Genomic DNA, 16754 nt, shown 5'->3' with positions numbered 1-16754 from the left:
AGCCCGGAATCCATATTCCCTGAACTCTCAGTAAGCACACAGCGCGGCCACCGCAGAGCGTTATGACGATGCACAGTGGTTATGGATTCCGGGCTCACGCGCTGCGCGCGTGCCCCGGAATGACGAACGCGAGGGCGTGCATTGCGGCGAAGTAAGTATCCCGATGAGCGTGGAGATCAATCATTCGCCCCATCCGCAGCGCGCTCCCTCTCCCGCGTGCGGGAGAGGGTTGGGGTGAGGGCGTCCCACGCAATGAGTCCCTTGACAAAATTCCTAAAAGGACTATAGTCCGTCTCAACCCGCCCCGGGGAGAGGGGCGAAACGCGATCGTCACGGTTCGCGGGGCGGGGGGCGATGGACGCGGCAGCGTCAGGCGGGGACGTGAAGGCAGGGCGGGCTCCCTTCCACTGGAAGGCCCCGTGAGCCGACACCGAAGCGCTGACGACCACGCTGCCGCGGACGGCAAAGGCGTGTGGTCCTGATGTCCCGCGTGGCATCAAGCCCCGACCAGGCGTTCCGCTTCCACCGAAGCGCACGCGAACGGTCGGACGCGACGGCGACCAAAAACCGTGTCGGGCGCCGGGGAGAGCACGAGATAAGCCGTTAAAACCATCGCGCGCGGAACGCCGGATGTTTCCGGTGTGACCGTGGTTTCGAACTCGTGTGCATTTTGTTTTACGCACACGAGGCCGCGGGTGCATCGGGCACCCGGCGTTCCGCGCGCCCTCTTCCCAAGGAGGGCGAAGGGACCGCAGCAAACCTCGGGCGCTTCGCGCCGCGAGAATGCGGGCGCGTGGCTGTTTCGGGCTGCGCAAAGCGGTGGCGATTTGATCTTTGAAGCGCGTCGAAGGGGCTGTTTGATAGTTGAATCCGTTCGTTCGACGTGGAGCACGGGCGCAACCGCATCCTCCCACGTCATCGCCCGGCTTGACCGGGCGACCCAGTATCCCAGAGCGCTCGTCGGAGCGCCGTGCCTTCTCCTCCACCGCCCTGCGATACTGGATCACCCGCATGCGCGGGTGATGACGATCTATTTCGTGGCCGCGTTTCGCACCTTGATAGCGGCGCTCCGCCACACTCCGTCGTCATGCGCGGAGCGCACTGAAGGTAGCCGATCCCCTACCCGCTTTTGGGCGTGAACGGTCCCGGCGGGGCGCGGCCGATCAGGGCGACGCAGACGAGGCCGGCGAGCGCGAACCAGAAGGTCAGCCAGAAGCCGTCGATGAACGCGAGCGTGTTGGCCTGACGCTGCACCAGGCCGGCGAGCGTGCCGATGCTGCGGGCCTGGGCGAGGCTGTCGCCGTAGCCGGCGAACAGCTCCTTCAATTTCGTGAGCGTCCCCACCACGTCGGCGTCGCCGCTGGCGACGTGCTGGCCGAGCAGATTCGAGTGCGTCTGCTCGCGCACACGCAGCCATGTCGTCATCAGCGCGATGCCGATCTCGGCGCAGCCCAACCGCATCACCTGGATGTAGGCGGCGAACGCCGTGGCGCGGGTCGGATCGGAATTCGACAGCGTGATGATGATGATCGGCAGCAGCGTGAACGACACCCCGAGCGATTGCAGCAGCACCATCGGCACGAAGTCGGAAATCGACCACGCTGACGTCACGCGGGTGCCGAGCAGCGCGGCCGCCGCGAACGCCGCGAAGCCGATGATCAGCGTCAGCTTCGGATCGTAGCGCCGCACCAGATGCACCGACAGCGGCAGCAGCACGATCATCGGCGCCACCGCGCCCAGCATGAACAGCGGACCGGTCTGCTCCGGCTTCAGCTGCGCGATGGTGACGAGGAAGTTCGGCACCAGCGACGTATTGGACAGGCTGGTCAGCGAGAACAGCAGGATCGCCAGCAGCGCCAGCCCGATATTGCGCGACAGCAGGATTTCGGCGTGCGCCCACGGCCGCTTGACCACCGCTTCGTTGATGAAGAAGCCGATCAGCAGCAGCGCGCCGCCGCCGAGCAGCGCCACGATCGTGCCCGAGCCGAACCAGTCCAGCCGGTTGCCCTGGTCGAGCCCCGCATAGATCATCGCGACGCTGGAGCCGAACAGCAGCATGCCGCCCCAATCGGCCTCGCGCAGCACGCCGCGATTGATCGGATCGCCCGGCGTGCCGAGATACACCAGGAGCGCCAGCAGCGGCGCGACGATCACGTCCTGCCAGTAGATCCATTGCCAGCCGAGATGCTCGACATAGAAGCCGGCGATCGACACGCCCGCATTGAGTGTGAAGCCGACGCGGATGGCATAGATCGCGATCGCCGGCAGCCACCATTGCATCGGCAGGTTGCGGAAGATGATGAGCAGCGTCGCCGGCACGAAGGTGCCGAGCAGCAGGCCGTGAACGATGTGCAGCCCGAGCAGCAGATGATAATCGCGCACGAACGGGATCAGCAGCGAGATCGCCGCATAGACCAGCGCCGGAATGCCGAGCACGCGGCGCAGGCAGAACACCGTCGCCAGCCACGCGACGGCGGGCGCGATGAAGATCTGCGACGCCGTCGCCGCCGTCGCGATCCAGGCGCCCTGATCGAAGCTCAGCGCCAGCCCGCCCCGCACATCCGGCAGTCCGAGCGTGAACACGCGGGAGTCGACATTGGCGACCAGCGAGCCGAGCAGAACGGCGCCGACCGCGTAGTAAGGGTGGCGCGACAGCCCGCCGGTCGAAACCGGCCCGGCGACGAGGACGTGGGGCTCGGCGGCCGCGGCCCGCGTCATTGGCCCGCCGCGCTGGTGTCGATGCGGGCCGTCACCGACATGCCGGGCAGCAGCCGGGTCAGCAGCGGCTGATCCTTCTCGAACCGGATGCGGACCGGAATGCGCTGCACCACCTTGGTGAAATTGCCCGTGGCATTGTCGGGCGGCAGCAGCGCGAATTGCGAGCCGGACGCCGGCGAGATCCGCTCGACGCGGCCGCGCAGCTTCTCGCCCGAGAAGGTGTCGACGATGATCTCGACCGGCTGGCCCGGCTTGACGCGCGTCAGCTGGGTTTCCTTGAAGTTGGCCACCACATACACGTCCGGCAGCGGCACCACGCTGATCAGATAGGTGCCGATATTGACGTAGTCGCCCGGCTGCACCTGCCGCTCGCTCACCACGCCGTCGAACGGCGCGGCGATCCGCGTGTAGCTCAGCTTCAGCGCGGCGGCGTCACGTGTGGCCTTGGCGCCGGCAAGGTCGGCGGCGCGCTGCTTCTTGGTGCCGTTCAGCACTTCGAGCTGGTGCGTCTGCGCCGCGATCACCGCCCGGCTCGCCCTGACGTCGGCTTGCGCCTTGGCCTGCGCGGCGACGGCCTGCTCGAGGCGCTGCCGCGTTCCGGCCTCGGTCTGGCTCAGCGTCTTCTGGCGATCCAGCTCCTGCCCGGCCTCGACCTCCTGCGCCTCCGCCGACACGCGCTGCGCCTGGGCCTGGGCGATCGTGGCGTATTGCAGCTCGATCTGGTTGCCGAGATTGTCGAGCGCCGCCTGCGCCGCGGCCACCCCGGCCTCGGCCTGGGCGAGCTGCGCTTCGTAGTCCGCCGGATCGATCTGCAGCAGCAGGTCGCCCGCCTTGACGCGCTGAAAGTCGTTGACCGCGACCGCCTTCACCTCCCCGGCCACGCGGCTCGACAGCCGCGTCGTCTGCGCCCGGACATAGGCGTCGTCGGTCGACTGCACGGCGCGCTGGCCGATCCAGATATCCCAGCGCAGCGTCGCCAGGATCACGAAGCCCAGGGCGACCGCCACCGCGAGGATCGGCAGCGCCAACCGGCGCAACGTGGAGGCACCGGGCTCGGCCGCTGGCGGGGGAGATTGCGGCGGCTCTTGGACCTGGGACATCTTGTTCTCGTCTGCTGCAGTTGGCGCACAAGCGCCAGTCTAGCCAAGCCGCCCGCCGAACGCTTGGACAGATCGACGGCGCCGGCGCGCCCTCATGGCTCGCCAGCGATCAGGAACCGGTCAGGTTCCCAATCCGCGCTGAACTGTGGTCGGCCGACCGAGCTTACTGCTGGACGCGCCGCCGCGGCGGGCGGGGCTGCTCGGCGCGGGCCGCGGAAGGCGGGGCCGCCTGGACGCGTGGCGGCTGCGGCGGGGCCTGCTGCTCCTGCGCGCTGTTGCTCGGGCCGAACAACAGGCGCGTCGGGTTGCGGTCGAGATTGTTCACCGCGCGGCTGATATCGGCCAGCGTGCGGCGGCCGTCGATGATCAGCGCGCTGGAGCGCTTGTCGAGATTGTCGGCAAGCTCGCGGAAGGACTTCACCGCCTGGAACAGCTCGCCGCCGTCCTTGCCGCCCGCCAGCGCGTCGATGCCCTGCATCACGCTGTCGGTCTTGCCGATCACGCCGTCGACCTTGGCCATGATGCTGTCGATCTTGTCCGAGCTGCGCGCCAGGCTCGAGGTGAACACCTGCAGGTTCTGCAGCGAGTCCTTCACCGACTCGGCGTTCTCGGCGACCACCTTGTTGACATTGCGCAGCGTCGCCTTCACCGACTCCGAGATATCCATCAGGAGTTCCGGATCGGCGGTCAGCACCGGCACGCCGTCCTCATCGAGCGGCACCGGCGGGGCCGTTTCCATGCCGCCCTTCAGCGAGATCGCGGCGACGCCGGTGAGGCCCTGGAATTCCAGGCCGACCAGCGTGTCCTTGCGGATCGGCGCGGTGTTCTCGACCATCGCCAGCGCCACCACCCGCTTCGGATTGTCGAGCTTGACCGAGATCACCTCGCCGACGCGGACGCCGTTGAAATTGACGCTGCCGCCATTGCGCAGGCCGGACGCCGCGCCCTCGAACACCACGCGCAGCGGGCTGCGCGCCTTGGTGGAATGCAGGCTCTGGAACCACATCACGAAGCCGAACGCCGCGGCGATCACCGCGAGGGTGAACGTACCGATCAGAAAGTAATTCGCCCGCGTTTCCATTCACTCAACTCCAACACCGTCCGGCGCCGTCCGCTCGCGCGCTTTGCGCGCGAATTGCGGACTTAAAGCGGCGCAACCTCTGAAATAGTCCGAAACCGATCCGAACTGATCATCATCTAACCGACGACCGCACGAGCCCGCTTTCCGTGGAAGTAGGACCGCAGCCACGGATGCTGCGACGCCTGCATATCGGCCATCGACCCGGCCGCAATCACCTTGCCGTCGCCGAGCACGGCGATCCGGTCGCAAGCGGTGTGAAGGCTGTCGAGGTCGTGAGTTACCATGAAAACGGTGAGCCCCAAAGTGCGCTGCAGGGTGCGCACCAGCTCGTCGAATTCGCCGGCGCCGATCGGATCGAGCCCGGAGGTCGGCTCGTCGAGGAACACCAGCTCCGGATCGAGCGCCAGCGCGCGGGCCAGCGCCACGCGCTTGATCATGCCGCCCGACAGCTCCGACGGAAAACGGTCCGCCACCTCCGGCTTGAGGCCGACCATCACCAGCTTGGCGACGGTGATCTCGTCGAGCAGACGCTGCGACAGCTTGAGATATTCGCGCACCGGAAACTGGATGTTCTGCCGCACCGTCAGCGACGAAAACAGCGCGCCCTGCTGGAACAGCACGCCCCAGCGCCGCTCGATGCCGCGGCGCTCGGCCTTGCCGGCGGCGTCGAGATCGACGCCGAACACCTCGATCTGACCACCGAGCTTCGGCACGAGCCCGATGATGGTCCGTGTCAGCACCGACTTGCCGGCGCCGGACGGCCCGACGAAGCCCAGGATCTCGCCGCGGCGGACATCGAGGCTGAGATTGTCGAGCACCTTGGTGGCGCCGAACTGCACCGAGACGTCGCGCACCCGGATGATCGGATCGATCACTTCGTTCGGCATCGTCAGATCCCGATCGAGGCGAAGAAGATCGCGAACACGCCGTCCATCACGATCACGAAGAAGATGCCCTTCACGACCGAAGCCGTGGTGTGGCTGCCGAGCGACTCGGCGCTGCCCTTCACCGCGAGGCCTTCGACGCAGGCGACGATGCCGATCACCAGCGCCATCACCGGCGCCTTGAGCATGCCGACGGTGAAGTGATTGATCGAGATCGCGTCGCGGAGCCGCAGCAGAAACGCCTCCGGATCGACCCCGCCATACAGCCAGGCGACCAGGCCGCCGCCGTACAGCGCCGACATCGCGCCCAGAAACGTCAGGATCGGCAGAGCCAGAACCAATGCGATCAGCCGCGGCACGATCAGCACGTCGATCGGATCGAACCCCATGGTGCGCAGCGCGTCGATCTCCTCGCGCATCTTCATCGAGCCGAGTTCGGCCGTGTAGGCGCTGCCAGACCGGCCGGCGACCATGATCGCCACCAGCAGCACGCCGATCTCGCGCAGCACCAGTACGCCGAGCATGTCGACCACGAAAACGTCGGCGCCGAACCGGCGGAAATGGAAAATACCCTGCTGGGCGATGATGCAACCGATCAGGAAGGTGATCAGCACGATGATCGGCACCGCGCGCCAGCACACCTGCTCGAGGTGATGCACCGTGGAGGTCAGGCGAAACGTCGTCGGGTGCAAGATCGCGCGCAGCACACCGGCGAGCACAGCGCCCAGCATGCTGATCAGCGCGACGATATCGTCGGCGAAGCCGTACATGGTACGGCCGAGCTTCTCGATCGCGCCCCGCAAAGCGCTTCCCTGCCGCGGCGGCGGCCCGGCTGGATTGACCTGACGGACTTCGTCGACCAGGCTCGCATAGTTCGCCGACAGCCCGGCGATACTCGCCTCGGCGCCGTTCTGAGCCAGACTGCGGCGCAGCCGCTCGATCAGCCAGGCTCCGAACGTATCGAGCCGTGCGACGGCGGAAACATCGATGGAAATATTCGGCTTGGTCCCGGTGAGCCGCTCGGCATCCGCAACCATGCGCTCCAGCGCCGGCGCAAACCGCGCCGTCCATGAGCCGGCGGCGCACAGCGCCAGCCCGTCACCCCGCGCGATGCGCTCGAGCGTCGGATCGCTGTCCAATGCCAATTGCTGTACCATTTTGAGCCAACCCGTAGCGTAAACAGGAGCTTGTGAGAAAGGTTCACTACCAGCCATACTTAGTTGCGCGCGGCAACCCTCGGCGTGAGTTAACAGAAATTCGAATGACGTCCATCAATCCGTCCCATTTGCATACTTCAAGGGAGCGCTGGCCGATCGCCGGCGCTTTCACCATCAGTCGAGGCGCGAAGACCGAAGCCGTCGTCGTCGTCGCCGAAATCACGCGAGACGGCCGGACCGGCCGGGGCGAATGCGTTCCCTACGCCCGGTATGGCGAGACGCCGGAAACGACTCTTGCGGCCATCGAGGCCATGCGCCTGCCGCTGCGGCAGGGGTTGGACCGCGCCGCTTTGCAATCCGCAATGCCGCACGGCGCCGCCCGCAACGCGCTCGATTGCGCCCTGCTCGATCTCGAAGCCAAGCTGACCGGCCGACGCGCGTGGGAGGTGCTCGGCGTCGCCGTGCCGCGTGCGGCAACGACCGCCTACACGATCTCGCTCGGCACGGCCGAGGCGATGGCCGAGGCGACCGCCAAGGCAGCCTCAAGGCGGCTGCTGAAGATCAAGCTCGGCGGCGACGGCGACGAGGCGCGGATCGCTGCCGTGCGCCGCGCGGCGCCGCAGGCCGAATTGATCGTCGATGCCAACGAAGCCTGGACTCCCGACAACCTCGCCCGCAACCTCGCCGCGTGCGCCGACGCCGGCGTCACGCTGGTCGAGCAGCCGCTGCCCGCCGGCCACGACGACGCGCTGGCAACCATCCGGCGTCCGATCCCGGTGTGCGCCGACGAGAGCGTCCACGCGCGCGAGTCATTGGCCGGCCTGCGCGAGCGCTACGACGCGATCAACATCAAGCTCGACAAGACCGGCGGACTGACTGAAGCCATCGCGATGGCGCAGGCCGCGCAGGCGCTGGGCTTCGACATCATGGTCGGCTGCATGGTGGCGACCTCGCTGGCGATGGCTCCCGCGATGCTGCTGACACCGCACGCCCGCTTCGTCGATCTCGACGGCCCGCTACTGCTCGCCAGGGATCGCGACAGCGGCCTCCGCTACGAGGCCAGCACCGTCTATCCGCCGACGCCGGAGCTGTGGGGCTGATCGCTCGCGGGCGGCGCGTCCAGCCGGCGCCGCCAGATCAGGACGACCAAGGCGCCGCTCAGCGCCATTGCCGCCATCAGCCCATAGACCGCGATGCCGTAGCGCGCGAACAGAGCGCCGGACGCCATCGCGGCGCTGCTCATCGCCAGGCCCGAGCAGGCGGTGAAGTAGCCCTGCGCCCGGGCGATGACGTGGGTCGGCACGTGCCGCATCAGCAGCCCCATCATGCCGAGCTGGGTGAGCCCGAAGGTCGCCCCGTGAAGCAGCTGCACGGCGACCAGGACTTCGAGTGGCGGATCCTGCGCGGTAATCAACCATCGCACGATGGCGCAGAGCGCGCCGATCAGCATCATGCGCGACGGCGAGATCGTCAGTCGTGGCGACCACGCGAATACCACGATCTCTGCGAGGACGCCGAGCACCCACAGGCTCGCGATCGTCTTGCCGCCATAGCCCGCGCCCTGCCAGACGATCGAGCCGAACGTGTAGTACGCAGCGTGGCTGCCCTGGATCAGGCCGGCGGCGATGATGATCGCCAGGAACGTCGGATTGCGCAGCAGCGCGACACGCCGCACCGGCGCGGCCGGCCATGTCCCAGGCGCATCGAACGGCTGCAGGCCGAATGCGGCAAACACGCCCAGCGCAGCCGTGGCGGCAATCACCCAGATCAGATGCTCCGGCGCAATCAAATCGGCCAGGACGCCGCTCACCAGTGCCCCGACGACGAAGGCAGTCGAGCCCCACAGGCGCAGCGGCCCGTAGTTGAGACCGAACCGTGCCACAGCCTTCAACGCGTAGCCGTCGGTGAGCGGCACCAGCGGCGTCCATGCGCAGGCAGTGACAGCGAATACGGCGAGAACGGCCAGCGGCGATCCTCGTAACAGACCGAGGCAAATAAAGCCCAGCGCCGTCACGGTCGCCGTGGTAATCAATGCGGCGCGCAACGCATGACGTTGCTCGGCCTGGGCCGTGATAAAGGGAAGAATCGTGAACCGCGTGATCGAAGGCGCCGCGACGATCACCCCGATCCAGAACGCTTCGATGCCGATCGCTTTCAGCCACACCGTAAAGAACGGCAGATACGTGCCGGTGACACTGAAGACGGTCGCGTAGAACACCGCGAGCCCGACCGCGAATCGCTTCGGAGCCTTTGTTTTGATGGGGATTTTTGTTCCGGGAGACATCAATTCAATTGCGATTCAGCTCGGATCGTGATGATCGTTATCGTGACGCGCAGTGATTTGTGCAATGAGTCTCCCTGATGGCCGATGAAGCATTCGCACTTTCGCCGATCTCCGCCCGCGCGGCGATGCCGAGTGATGCGGACTACGACGCGATCCGCGAAGCCTTCATGGAGACTTCGCGCGGCCGCTGGTTTCTCAACGAATACGCCAAGCGCAATCGCAATGCCGACACCCGGATGGTGCTCGATGCAGTCGCGCGAATCGAGCAGAGCCTCGCCGCGCAGAAACAGCAGCCGGCCAACGGAGCGTCGCTGAGCGAATCGCTGATCGCGATCCGCGCGATCGTCGGCGAGGCCCGCGCCAGCGTGGCCCGCAGCATCGCCAGCCTCGAGAACGAAGCCGTGCTGACCGCTGCGCGCAATGGCGCCCGGGTCATTCGTGAAGTTTCGTGGACGCTGCGCGAATGCGGCGCCGATGTGCGGATCTGCAATCTGCTCGACAGCCAGTTGGGCGCGATCGACATCGGCCACCGCCTGATCGCCGAGATCGACACCAGCGCTGTGCTCGCCGCGTTCGACGGATTGCTCGATCATATCCACGATCTCGCCGGCGAACCGCGCCCGCGGACGGCGCAGCCTGCCCCGGTCCGGGATGAGCCGGAATCGCCGGCGGCCGATGGCGACCTGCCGGAAGCGGAGGCGATTGCGGCAGACCCCATCGCGGCGGCTGTCTCTACCGCGACGACCGAAGCGGCGGCTGAGCCGGAAGCCGCGAACGATCCGCCGCTGACGATCATCACCGGCTCCGCCTCCGAGGAGATCGAGTTCGTCGAAGCCGCGGATCATAGCGCAGCCCAGGCTGGCGCGGATGCCCCTGAAACGGTGCACTTCGTTGCGCCCGAGCCGCCGACCGCCCACGCCGAGGATGTCGATTCGGTCCTCGACCTCGTCGCCATGGAGATGTCGGCGCCGCAGCCGCACGAGCCTGGTGAACTCGAAGCCGCGATCGAGGCCGCGCGCATCGAATCCGACTATCCCGACGCTCCGGTCGAACCTGGCGATCCCGCGGACATCGCGCAGATTGCTGGCGAAGTCGCTGCGCCGCACGAACCGGCCGAAACCGAACTGCCGGCCTCCGAACCTTCAGAGGCCGCGGTCGACACGGCACCTGCGGAGACCGCAACGACCGAATTGCCGAACTTCGAGATCGGCGAGCGCGGCGAACCGCTCTACGTGCCGCCCCAGCTGGCCGAGCCCGTTGCGGCGCCTGTGGCTGTTCCGGTTATGACTGCTGCGCCGCCCGTCACGGCCGCCGCGCCGGCGACCGGCGCACATGCGTCGCTCGGCGCTGCGTTGCTGGCGAGCGGCGTGGTCGGCCAGCCGTTTCAGTCACGCAGTGATGCGCTCGCGCCGTTGCGGCGGATGAGCCAGCCCGAGAAGATCGCGTTCTTCTCCTGAGCGGCTGGCCCGACGGCGTTTTCTCGCTCTAGGCGATCAGTTCGGCAAACAGGTCGGCGTCGACGTTGCCGCCCGACAGCACGATCGCGACGGTCTTGCCGCGGGCATCGAGGCGATCGGCCAGCAGCGCAGCGAGTGCGACGGCGCCGCCAGGCTCGACCACCAGCTTCAACTCGCGAAACGCAAACGCGACGGCCGTCGCAACCTCGGCATCCGAAGCGATCACGCCCCGCGACAGAAGCTGCTGGTTGATCGCAAAGGTGAGTTCACCGGGGATCGACGCCATCAGCGCGTCACAGATTGTGCGACCCTCGGCCTTGTGGGGTTCGCGGCGGCCGGCCGCGATCGAGCGGGCGTGGTCGTCGAAGGCTTCGGGCTCGGCCGACATCACCGCAGCTTCCGGGAAGCGTGTCGTCACTGCGAGTGCGGTGCCGGCCACCAGGCCGCCGCCGGAAGCCGGCGCGACCACGATGTCCGGCGTGGCGCCCAGTGCGGCGAGATCGGCTGCAATCTCGCGACCGACCGTCCCCTGCCCGGCGATCACCTTCGGATCGTCATAAGGCGGCACCAGCGTGGCGCCGCGGCTGCTCGCGATGTCGCGGGCGATCGCCTCACGATCCTCGCGGTCGCGATCATACAGAACCACCTCGGCGCCGTAGCCCTTGGTGCGCTCGCGCTTCGACAGCGGTGCGTCGGCGGGCATCACGATGGTGGCGCGCATGCCGAGGATCTGCGCGGCCGCGGCGACGCCCTGGGCGTGATTGCCCGAGGAAAACGCCACCACGCCTCCAGCCCGTGCCGCCTGCGGGATCGACGACAGCTTGTTGAAGGCGCCGCGGAATTTGAACGAGCCGGTCCGCTGCAACATCTCCGGCTTCAGATACACCCGCGCGCCAGTGACGGCGTCGAGCGCAGGCGAAGTCAAAAGCGGCGTTCGAACCGCATAGGGTGCGAGAACTCCTGCCGCCGCTTCGATATCGGCGGCGGTGATCGGCAGCGAAACAGAATCCATCATGGCCTGACAGTAACGCTGCGCATCGACGGCCGGCAACGCACGTTGCCTTGAGGCGTCAGGCGACCAGGCTGCGCGGCTTGGCGGTTTCCCGAGACAAAGCCGGCCCCGGGTCCATCAGCCAGACCCGGGTGACGTTGTCGATGAAAGCGCGGGCCGAGGCAGCCCACGTGTGCTCTGCGGCAAACTGAAGGCACGCCTCGCGCGAGATCGACAACGCCCCGAGGCAAGCCTGCCGCAGATCGTCGCTGAGCACGCCGACCGGCGCATCGCCGATCACGTCCCGCGGCCCAGTCACCGGAAACGCGGCTACCGGAACACCGCTGGCGAGCGCCTCGAGCAGGACCAGCCCGTAGGTATCGGTCTGGCTCGGGAAGACGAAGACATCGGCCGAAGCATAGACCTGCGCCAGCGCCTCGCCCTGTTTGGCGCCGAGAAAGACGGCTTGCGGAAAATCGCGCTGCAGCGCGGCGCGCGCCGGGCCGTCGCCGACCACGACCTTGGTGCCGGGCAGGTCGAGCGAGAGGAATGCCTCAAGGTTCTTCTCGACCGCGACCCGTCCGACCGAGAGGAACACCGGCCGTGGCAGGCCGAGGTCGACAGCTTCGCGCGGATGGAACAACTCACTATCGACGCCGCGCGGCCACAGCACGACGTTGTGGAATCCGCGACCGCGGAGTTCATCGGCGAGCGCCGGAGTTGCCGCCATCACCGCGTGGCTGGCGCCGTGGAAGCGGCGGAGCAGCGCCCAGACCCAGGACTCCGGAATCGGCGCGCGCGCCGAGACGTATTCCGGAAAGCGGGTGTGGAAGCTGGTGGTGAAGCGCAGGCCGCGCTTGCGGCAGTAGCGCCGCGCCGCCAGTCCGATCGGCCCCTCGGTCGCGATGTGGATGCAGTCGGCCTGGGCCGCGCTGATCAGCCGGGCGACCTTTGCGGGGTTCGGAATCGCGATCCGCAGATCCGGATAGCTCGGCAGCCGCACGGTCGGGAACGTCTCGGGCGTGAGGAACACGATCTCGACGCCGAGCCCCTTGGCGGCCTCGGCCATCATCGTAAGCGTCCGCACCACCCCGTTGACCTGCGGATGCCACGCGTCGGTGGCGATCAGAACCCGCATCAGGCGGCTCGTGCCGCCACCGCTGCGACCGGCAGGTTGCGCTTCAGCGGATCGGTCCAGGTGATGATCTCGAACCGGCCGTCGTCGTGCTCGACCAGCGCGGTGCAGCTTTCGACCCAGTCGCCGCAGTTCATGTAGTGGATGCCGTGATCGTCACGGATCGCCGCGGTGTGGATGTGGCCGCAGATCACGCCATCGGTGCCGTGGCGGCGCGCTTCCTGAGCCAGCGTCTGCTCGAACGCGCCGATGTAGTTCACCGCGTTCTTGACCTTGAGCTTGGCCCACTGCGACAGCGACCAGTACGGCACGCCCGCCCAGCGGCGCAACGCGGCGACGATCCGGTTGAGCCGGATCGCCAGATCGTAGGCCTTGTCGCCGACATGCGCGAGCCAGCGCGCATTCTGGACCACGAGGTCGAACATGTCGCCGTGAATCACCAGATAGCGCCGGCCGTCCGCTCCGGTGTGGATCGCGCTTTCGGCGACCTCGATGCCGCCGAAATGCGTGCCGTAGTAAGAGCGCAGGAACTCGTCGTGATTGCCGGGGATGTAGACGACCCGCGCACCCTTGCGCACCTTGCGCAGCATCTTCTGGGCGAAATCGTTGTGCGACTGCGGCCAGTACCAGCTCGACTTGAGCGCCCAGCCGTCGATGATATCACCGACCAGATAGATCGTGTCGGCATCGTGGACGCGCAGGAAGTCGAGCAGCAGATGGGTCTGCGAGCCCCGCGCGCCGAGATGTACGTCTGAAATGAAAAGCGTACGGAAACGCCGTTCCGGTCCGTCGTCGCTCATCGTCTTTGTCCCATGCCAGGCTGCCGGCGGCAGCGAATGACAATGCGATGGCTTCACGCTGCCAGCGACGGGCCGGCTCGTTCGAAGCACACCAGCGTGTAGATGCCGAACGGCTTGATCTTGCGCCGCTCGACCAGGATTGCGTCGCTGTTGGCCTGCGCCCAGGCCTGCAGTCGCGCGAACGGAAATTCCGGGCGCAGCCCGAGTCCGCGCGTCTTCTGTGCGGCCCACCGCTCGACCGCGGCAGCGACACCGACTTCGGAGTACAAGTGATTCACCAGGATGATACGACCACCGGGCTTCACGACGCGGTGGCATTCCGAAAGCACCTGCTCGGGATTCTCGACCAGCGTGATGACGAATTGCGCGACGACGCAGTCGAAGCTCGCATCGGCGAATTCCATCCGGTGCGCATCCATCCGGCGCACGTCCTTGACCCACGGATAGCGGCCGGTCGCCATCTTGGCGCGCGCCTTCTCCAGCATCGGTTCGCTCAGGTCGATCCCGGTGATCTCGGTGGAGGCATCGTAGTCGTCGAACGACAGGCCGGTACCGACGCCGACTTCGAGGATCTTGCCGCCCTGCATGCGCGCTTCCGCTGCGGCGGCGCGGCGTCCCTTGACCATCACCGGTCCGCACACCGCGTCATAGATCGGGGCCCAGCGCGCGTAGGCGGTTTCCACCAGGGATTTGTCGAGGTCGGGAGTCATCGGGTCCGTCACGAATCTGGAAATCATCAGTGATTTCCGAATTAGCAGCGGAGTGCGACGGTGCTGCGACAACCCGTCCCGGGTCCTCCCCGGCCTTAGTCGAAGGCGGGGAAAACTCTTCCGGAACAAGGCCCTCCTGGTGCCGTTCCGGCTCAGCAGGGATCAGTCGATGCGGTATTCGATCGGCTTGAAGGAATAATTGTTGGACTGCAGGGCCGAACAGGCCGTGAGGCCGACAATGAGATCCATCTCGGCGCAGAACTTCACGTAGTCGCCGGCGCGGCTGAGCGGAGCCTCAACGGTCAGGGCCCCGGTCGCCGGCGCGATGACGACATTCATGAAACAGTTGAATGCCACCGGGATCGCATCGGACGCCACTCCATAAGGCGCGAGAGCAGCTTCAAGGTTTCCGAAGCAGCCCTGATGCGGATGTTCGTCGTGATAGATGATCCTGAACGTGTCGCGCGAACACGGTGTCAGCAGGAAGTCGTGACGGCCGACCGTATCCTCGACGATGGTCAGCACGACGTTGCTGCGGTTCGAGTAGATCAGGTCGCCGGTCGTCAGATAGAGCTTGCTGGCATAGTCCAGGCTTCGGCCCGAAGAGATCGCTTCGCGAATATCCTGCGCGTTGAAAACGACGAGGTCGGCGACCTGCTCGCCCTGCGGATCGATAACGGTCAGGCACTCGCCCTTCGCCAGCCGGAACGCGGTGCCGGACCGCGGCGGAATCGTTGTCACCGTCATGCCCGTTCCACGGGATGAAACGGACAAACCCATTCCGGCTCGGCAATGACCCGGCCGCTGTACTGACGCGCTTCCGAGATGACGCCATGGCGCGCCAGCATCGGATTCGGCGATCCAGCCAAGGCGATATCGCGCGCGATGATCTTCTCGCGCATTTTTTCATAGAGACCTTGCTGGCGTAGTTGCTCGAACTGATCGTGCAGATTGAACACCAGCACCGGCCGCTCGAACCGCCGCGCGGGCCGGCTCGCATGCGGATGCAAGCCGACGATGAAGAACGCTTCCTCGCCGAAGCTCAGCGAGAAATGCGGATTGCTCGGATCGCTGCTGACGCGCTGATCGTGCGGCTTGCCGAGCCAGGTGTCCTTGTTGGTCAGGCTTTCGGCCCGCGCCCACAAATGCTTCTCGAAGGTCTTTTCGTCGATTTGGTCGGGCCCCTCGAAAATCACCGCGAAGCTTCTGAACAGCGCACGGTCCGCCCTGTACTCTTCGACGACCTTGGTGATGCCGTCATAGATCCGTCGGTCATCCCAATTGGACCGGATATCCCGCGCCAGCAGCACGTCCAGCGTGCCCTTGGCGAGGGCGGATTTGGCACCGACGCAGGGGAATTCGGCCTGATGAATGAAATTGCGGAAACGGTCGGACAAACTGGGTGGCGTCATCGGGACTCCTTGGACCCCGCTAACGCGCTCGGCACGGATTCGTGCCGCCATTTGCGTTAATTCCGCGCCGCCTCAACGACGGCGTGTATCGACTTTGTGCGGGAACTATTCGAAGGCGTGGAAGTGGTGAATTGGCCCATGGCCCTTGCCGATTTCCAGCCGATCCGCAGTCGCGATCGCCTCGCTCACCCAAGCCTTGGCGTGGCCGACCGCGAGATCGAGTTCCTCGCCGCGGGCCAGGTGCGCGGCGATGGCGGAGGACAGGGAACAACCGGTGCCATGGGTGTTGCGGGTCGCGATCCGCGGCGCCATCAAGACGAGGGGGCCGGCGGCGCTGAACAAGTAGTCCGTGCTGGTCGGACCGACGCCGTGGCCGCCTTTGATCAGCACCGCCTCGCAGCCGAGCGCGAGAAGCGCGGCGCCCTGTCGTTCGATCGCACCCTGATCCTCGGCCATGGCGTCGTCCAGCAGGGCCGCGGCCTCAGGGAGATTCGGCGTGATGACCCGTGCGCGCGGAATCAGCATGGTCCGCAATGCGTCGATACAGTCGTCGTCGATGAGCCGATCGCCGGAAGTCGCTACCATCACCGGATCGAGCACCACGTTGGGCGGCGACCAGCGCGCAAGCCCCTCGGCGATCGCTTCGATCACCGGCCGCTGAGCCACCATGCCGATCTTGACGGCTGCCACCGCGAGGTCGCTGAAGACGGCGTCGATCTGCGCGGTGACGAAGTCGGCTGGTACCGCATGAATGCCGGTGACGCCGAGCGTGTTCTGGGCGGTCAGCGCAGTGATCACCGAGGCGCCATACACGCCATTGGCGGAGAACGATTTGAGGTCGGCCTGGATACCCGCGCCGCCACTCGAATCGGACCCAGCGATCGTCACTGCGATCGGAATTGCCATGTCTCGCCCGTCGTCGTCCGAGGATGGGGGCCTGCCGACCCCAAAGTGCACAATCCGTGGTATCGTGCCCCCTCGACGGCTGCAAGCTTGCCTCGTACCGCCGTTTTGGGCTTGATGGC

The 16754-nt window shown here is 66.6% G+C and carries 15 protein-coding genes; 2 read left to right on the top strand and 13 right to left on the bottom strand.

Going from position 1 to position 16754, the window contains the following annotated elements; genetic code table 11:
• Nucleotides 1-1119: 1119 nt before the first annotated feature.
• The 5 genes from ACFFJ6_RS04915 to ACFFJ6_RS04895 all read right to left on the bottom strand — a co-directional run bounded on the left by ACFFJ6_RS04915 (nt 1120) and on the right by ACFFJ6_RS04895 (nt 6940).
• Nucleotides 1120-2718 (bottom strand): MFS transporter, encoded by a 1599-nt coding sequence (locus ACFFJ6_RS04915; RefSeq protein WP_378384944.1) that lies wholly within the window; start codon nt 2716-2718, stop codon nt 1120-1122.
• On the bottom strand, nt 2715-3818 hold the full coding sequence (locus tag ACFFJ6_RS04910) for an HlyD family secretion protein (RefSeq protein ID WP_378384942.1): 1104 nt from the start codon (nt 3816-3818) through the stop codon (nt 2715-2717). The genes ACFFJ6_RS04915 and ACFFJ6_RS04910 overlap by 4 nt, the downstream gene beginning before the upstream one ends.
• Before the next feature lie 163 nt (nt 3819-3981).
• Nucleotides 3982-4899, bottom strand: a complete 918-nt coding sequence (locus ACFFJ6_RS04905) for an MlaD family protein (protein WP_378384940.1) — start codon at nt 4897-4899, stop codon at nt 3982-3984.
• 116 nt (nt 4900-5015) lie between these two features.
• Complete coding sequence (locus ACFFJ6_RS04900) at nt 5016-5786, bottom strand: ABC transporter ATP-binding protein (protein ID WP_378384938.1); 771 nt, start codon at nt 5784-5786, stop codon at nt 5016-5018.
• A gap of 2 nt (nt 5787-5788) precedes the next feature.
• Entirely contained in the window at nt 5789-6940 is a 1152-nt protein-coding gene (locus ACFFJ6_RS04895; protein WP_378384936.1) for an ABC transporter permease, read from the bottom strand.
• A 104-nt stretch (nt 6941-7044) separates the two neighbouring features.
• On the opposite strand from ACFFJ6_RS04895, the gene dgcA reads away from it, so the two are divergent.
• On the top strand, nt 7045-8040 hold the full coding sequence (gene dgcA, locus ACFFJ6_RS04890) for an N-acetyl-D-Glu racemase DgcA (protein WP_378384934.1): 996 nt from the start codon (nt 7045-7047) through the stop codon (nt 8038-8040).
• Here the strand turns inward: dgcA and ACFFJ6_RS04885 are convergent.
• Nucleotides 8010-9224 carry an MFS transporter gene (locus tag ACFFJ6_RS04885; RefSeq protein ID WP_378384932.1) on the bottom strand — a complete coding sequence of 405 codons (1215 nt, stop codon included), beginning with the start codon at nt 9222-9224 and terminating at the stop codon, nt 8010-8012. The genes dgcA and ACFFJ6_RS04885 overlap by 31 nt on opposite strands.
• A gap of 77 nt (nt 9225-9301) precedes the next feature.
• Between ACFFJ6_RS04885 and ACFFJ6_RS04880 the strand changes: the two genes are divergently transcribed.
• Nucleotides 9302-10681, top strand: a complete 1380-nt coding sequence (locus ACFFJ6_RS04880; protein ID WP_378384930.1) for a cyclic nucleotide-binding domain-containing protein — start codon at nt 9302-9304, stop codon at nt 10679-10681.
• A 28-nt stretch (nt 10682-10709) separates the two neighbouring features.
• On the opposite strand, the gene ACFFJ6_RS04875 is transcribed toward ACFFJ6_RS04880, so the two are convergent.
• The 7 genes from ACFFJ6_RS04875 to thiD all read right to left on the bottom strand — a co-directional run bounded on the left by ACFFJ6_RS04875 (nt 10710) and on the right by thiD (nt 16635).
• Nucleotides 10710-11693 (bottom strand): threonine ammonia-lyase, encoded by a 984-nt coding sequence (locus ACFFJ6_RS04875; RefSeq protein ID WP_378385737.1) that lies wholly within the window; start codon nt 11691-11693, stop codon nt 10710-10712.
• A 58-nt stretch (nt 11694-11751) separates the two neighbouring features.
• Nucleotides 11752-12810, bottom strand: coding sequence for a glycosyltransferase family 4 protein (locus ACFFJ6_RS04870; RefSeq protein ID WP_378384928.1), 1059 nt, complete (start codon nt 12808-12810; stop codon nt 11752-11754).
• A complete protein-coding gene (locus tag ACFFJ6_RS04865; protein WP_378384926.1) occupies nt 12810-13607 on the bottom strand; it encodes a UDP-2,3-diacylglucosamine diphosphatase in 798 nt (265 codons plus the stop codon). Before ACFFJ6_RS04865 ends, ACFFJ6_RS04870 begins: the two co-directional genes overlap by 1 nt.
• 53 nt (nt 13608-13660) lie before the next feature.
• Nucleotides 13661-14317: a class I SAM-dependent methyltransferase gene (locus ACFFJ6_RS04860; RefSeq protein ID WP_378385735.1), complete on the bottom strand. Its 657-nt coding sequence runs from the start codon at nt 14315-14317 to the stop codon at nt 13661-13663.
• Nucleotides 14318-14479: 162 nt separating this feature from the next.
• Complete coding sequence (locus tag ACFFJ6_RS04855) at nt 14480-15064, bottom strand: DUF1989 domain-containing protein (RefSeq protein WP_378384924.1); 585 nt, start codon at nt 15062-15064, stop codon at nt 14480-14482.
• Nucleotides 15061-15729 (bottom strand): guanitoxin biosynthesis heme-dependent pre-guanitoxin N-hydroxylase GntA, encoded by a 669-nt coding sequence (gene gntA / locus ACFFJ6_RS04850; protein ID WP_378384922.1) that lies wholly within the window; start codon nt 15727-15729, stop codon nt 15061-15063. The genes ACFFJ6_RS04855 and gntA overlap by 4 nt, the downstream gene beginning before the upstream one ends.
• 105 nt (nt 15730-15834) lie before the next feature.
• Nucleotides 15835-16635, bottom strand: coding sequence for a bifunctional hydroxymethylpyrimidine kinase/phosphomethylpyrimidine kinase (gene thiD, locus ACFFJ6_RS04845; RefSeq protein WP_378384920.1), 801 nt, complete (start codon nt 16633-16635; stop codon nt 15835-15837).
• Between the last annotated feature and the right edge of the window lie 119 nt (nt 16636-16754).

Source organism: Rhodopseudomonas telluris, assembly GCF_042432815.1.
Taxonomy (GTDB): domain Bacteria; phylum Pseudomonadota; class Alphaproteobacteria; order Rhizobiales; family Xanthobacteraceae; genus Rhodopseudomonas; species Rhodopseudomonas telluris.
The sequence above is the reverse complement of the archived record's forward strand: the minus strand, read 5'-3'. Positions and strand labels throughout refer to the sequence as shown.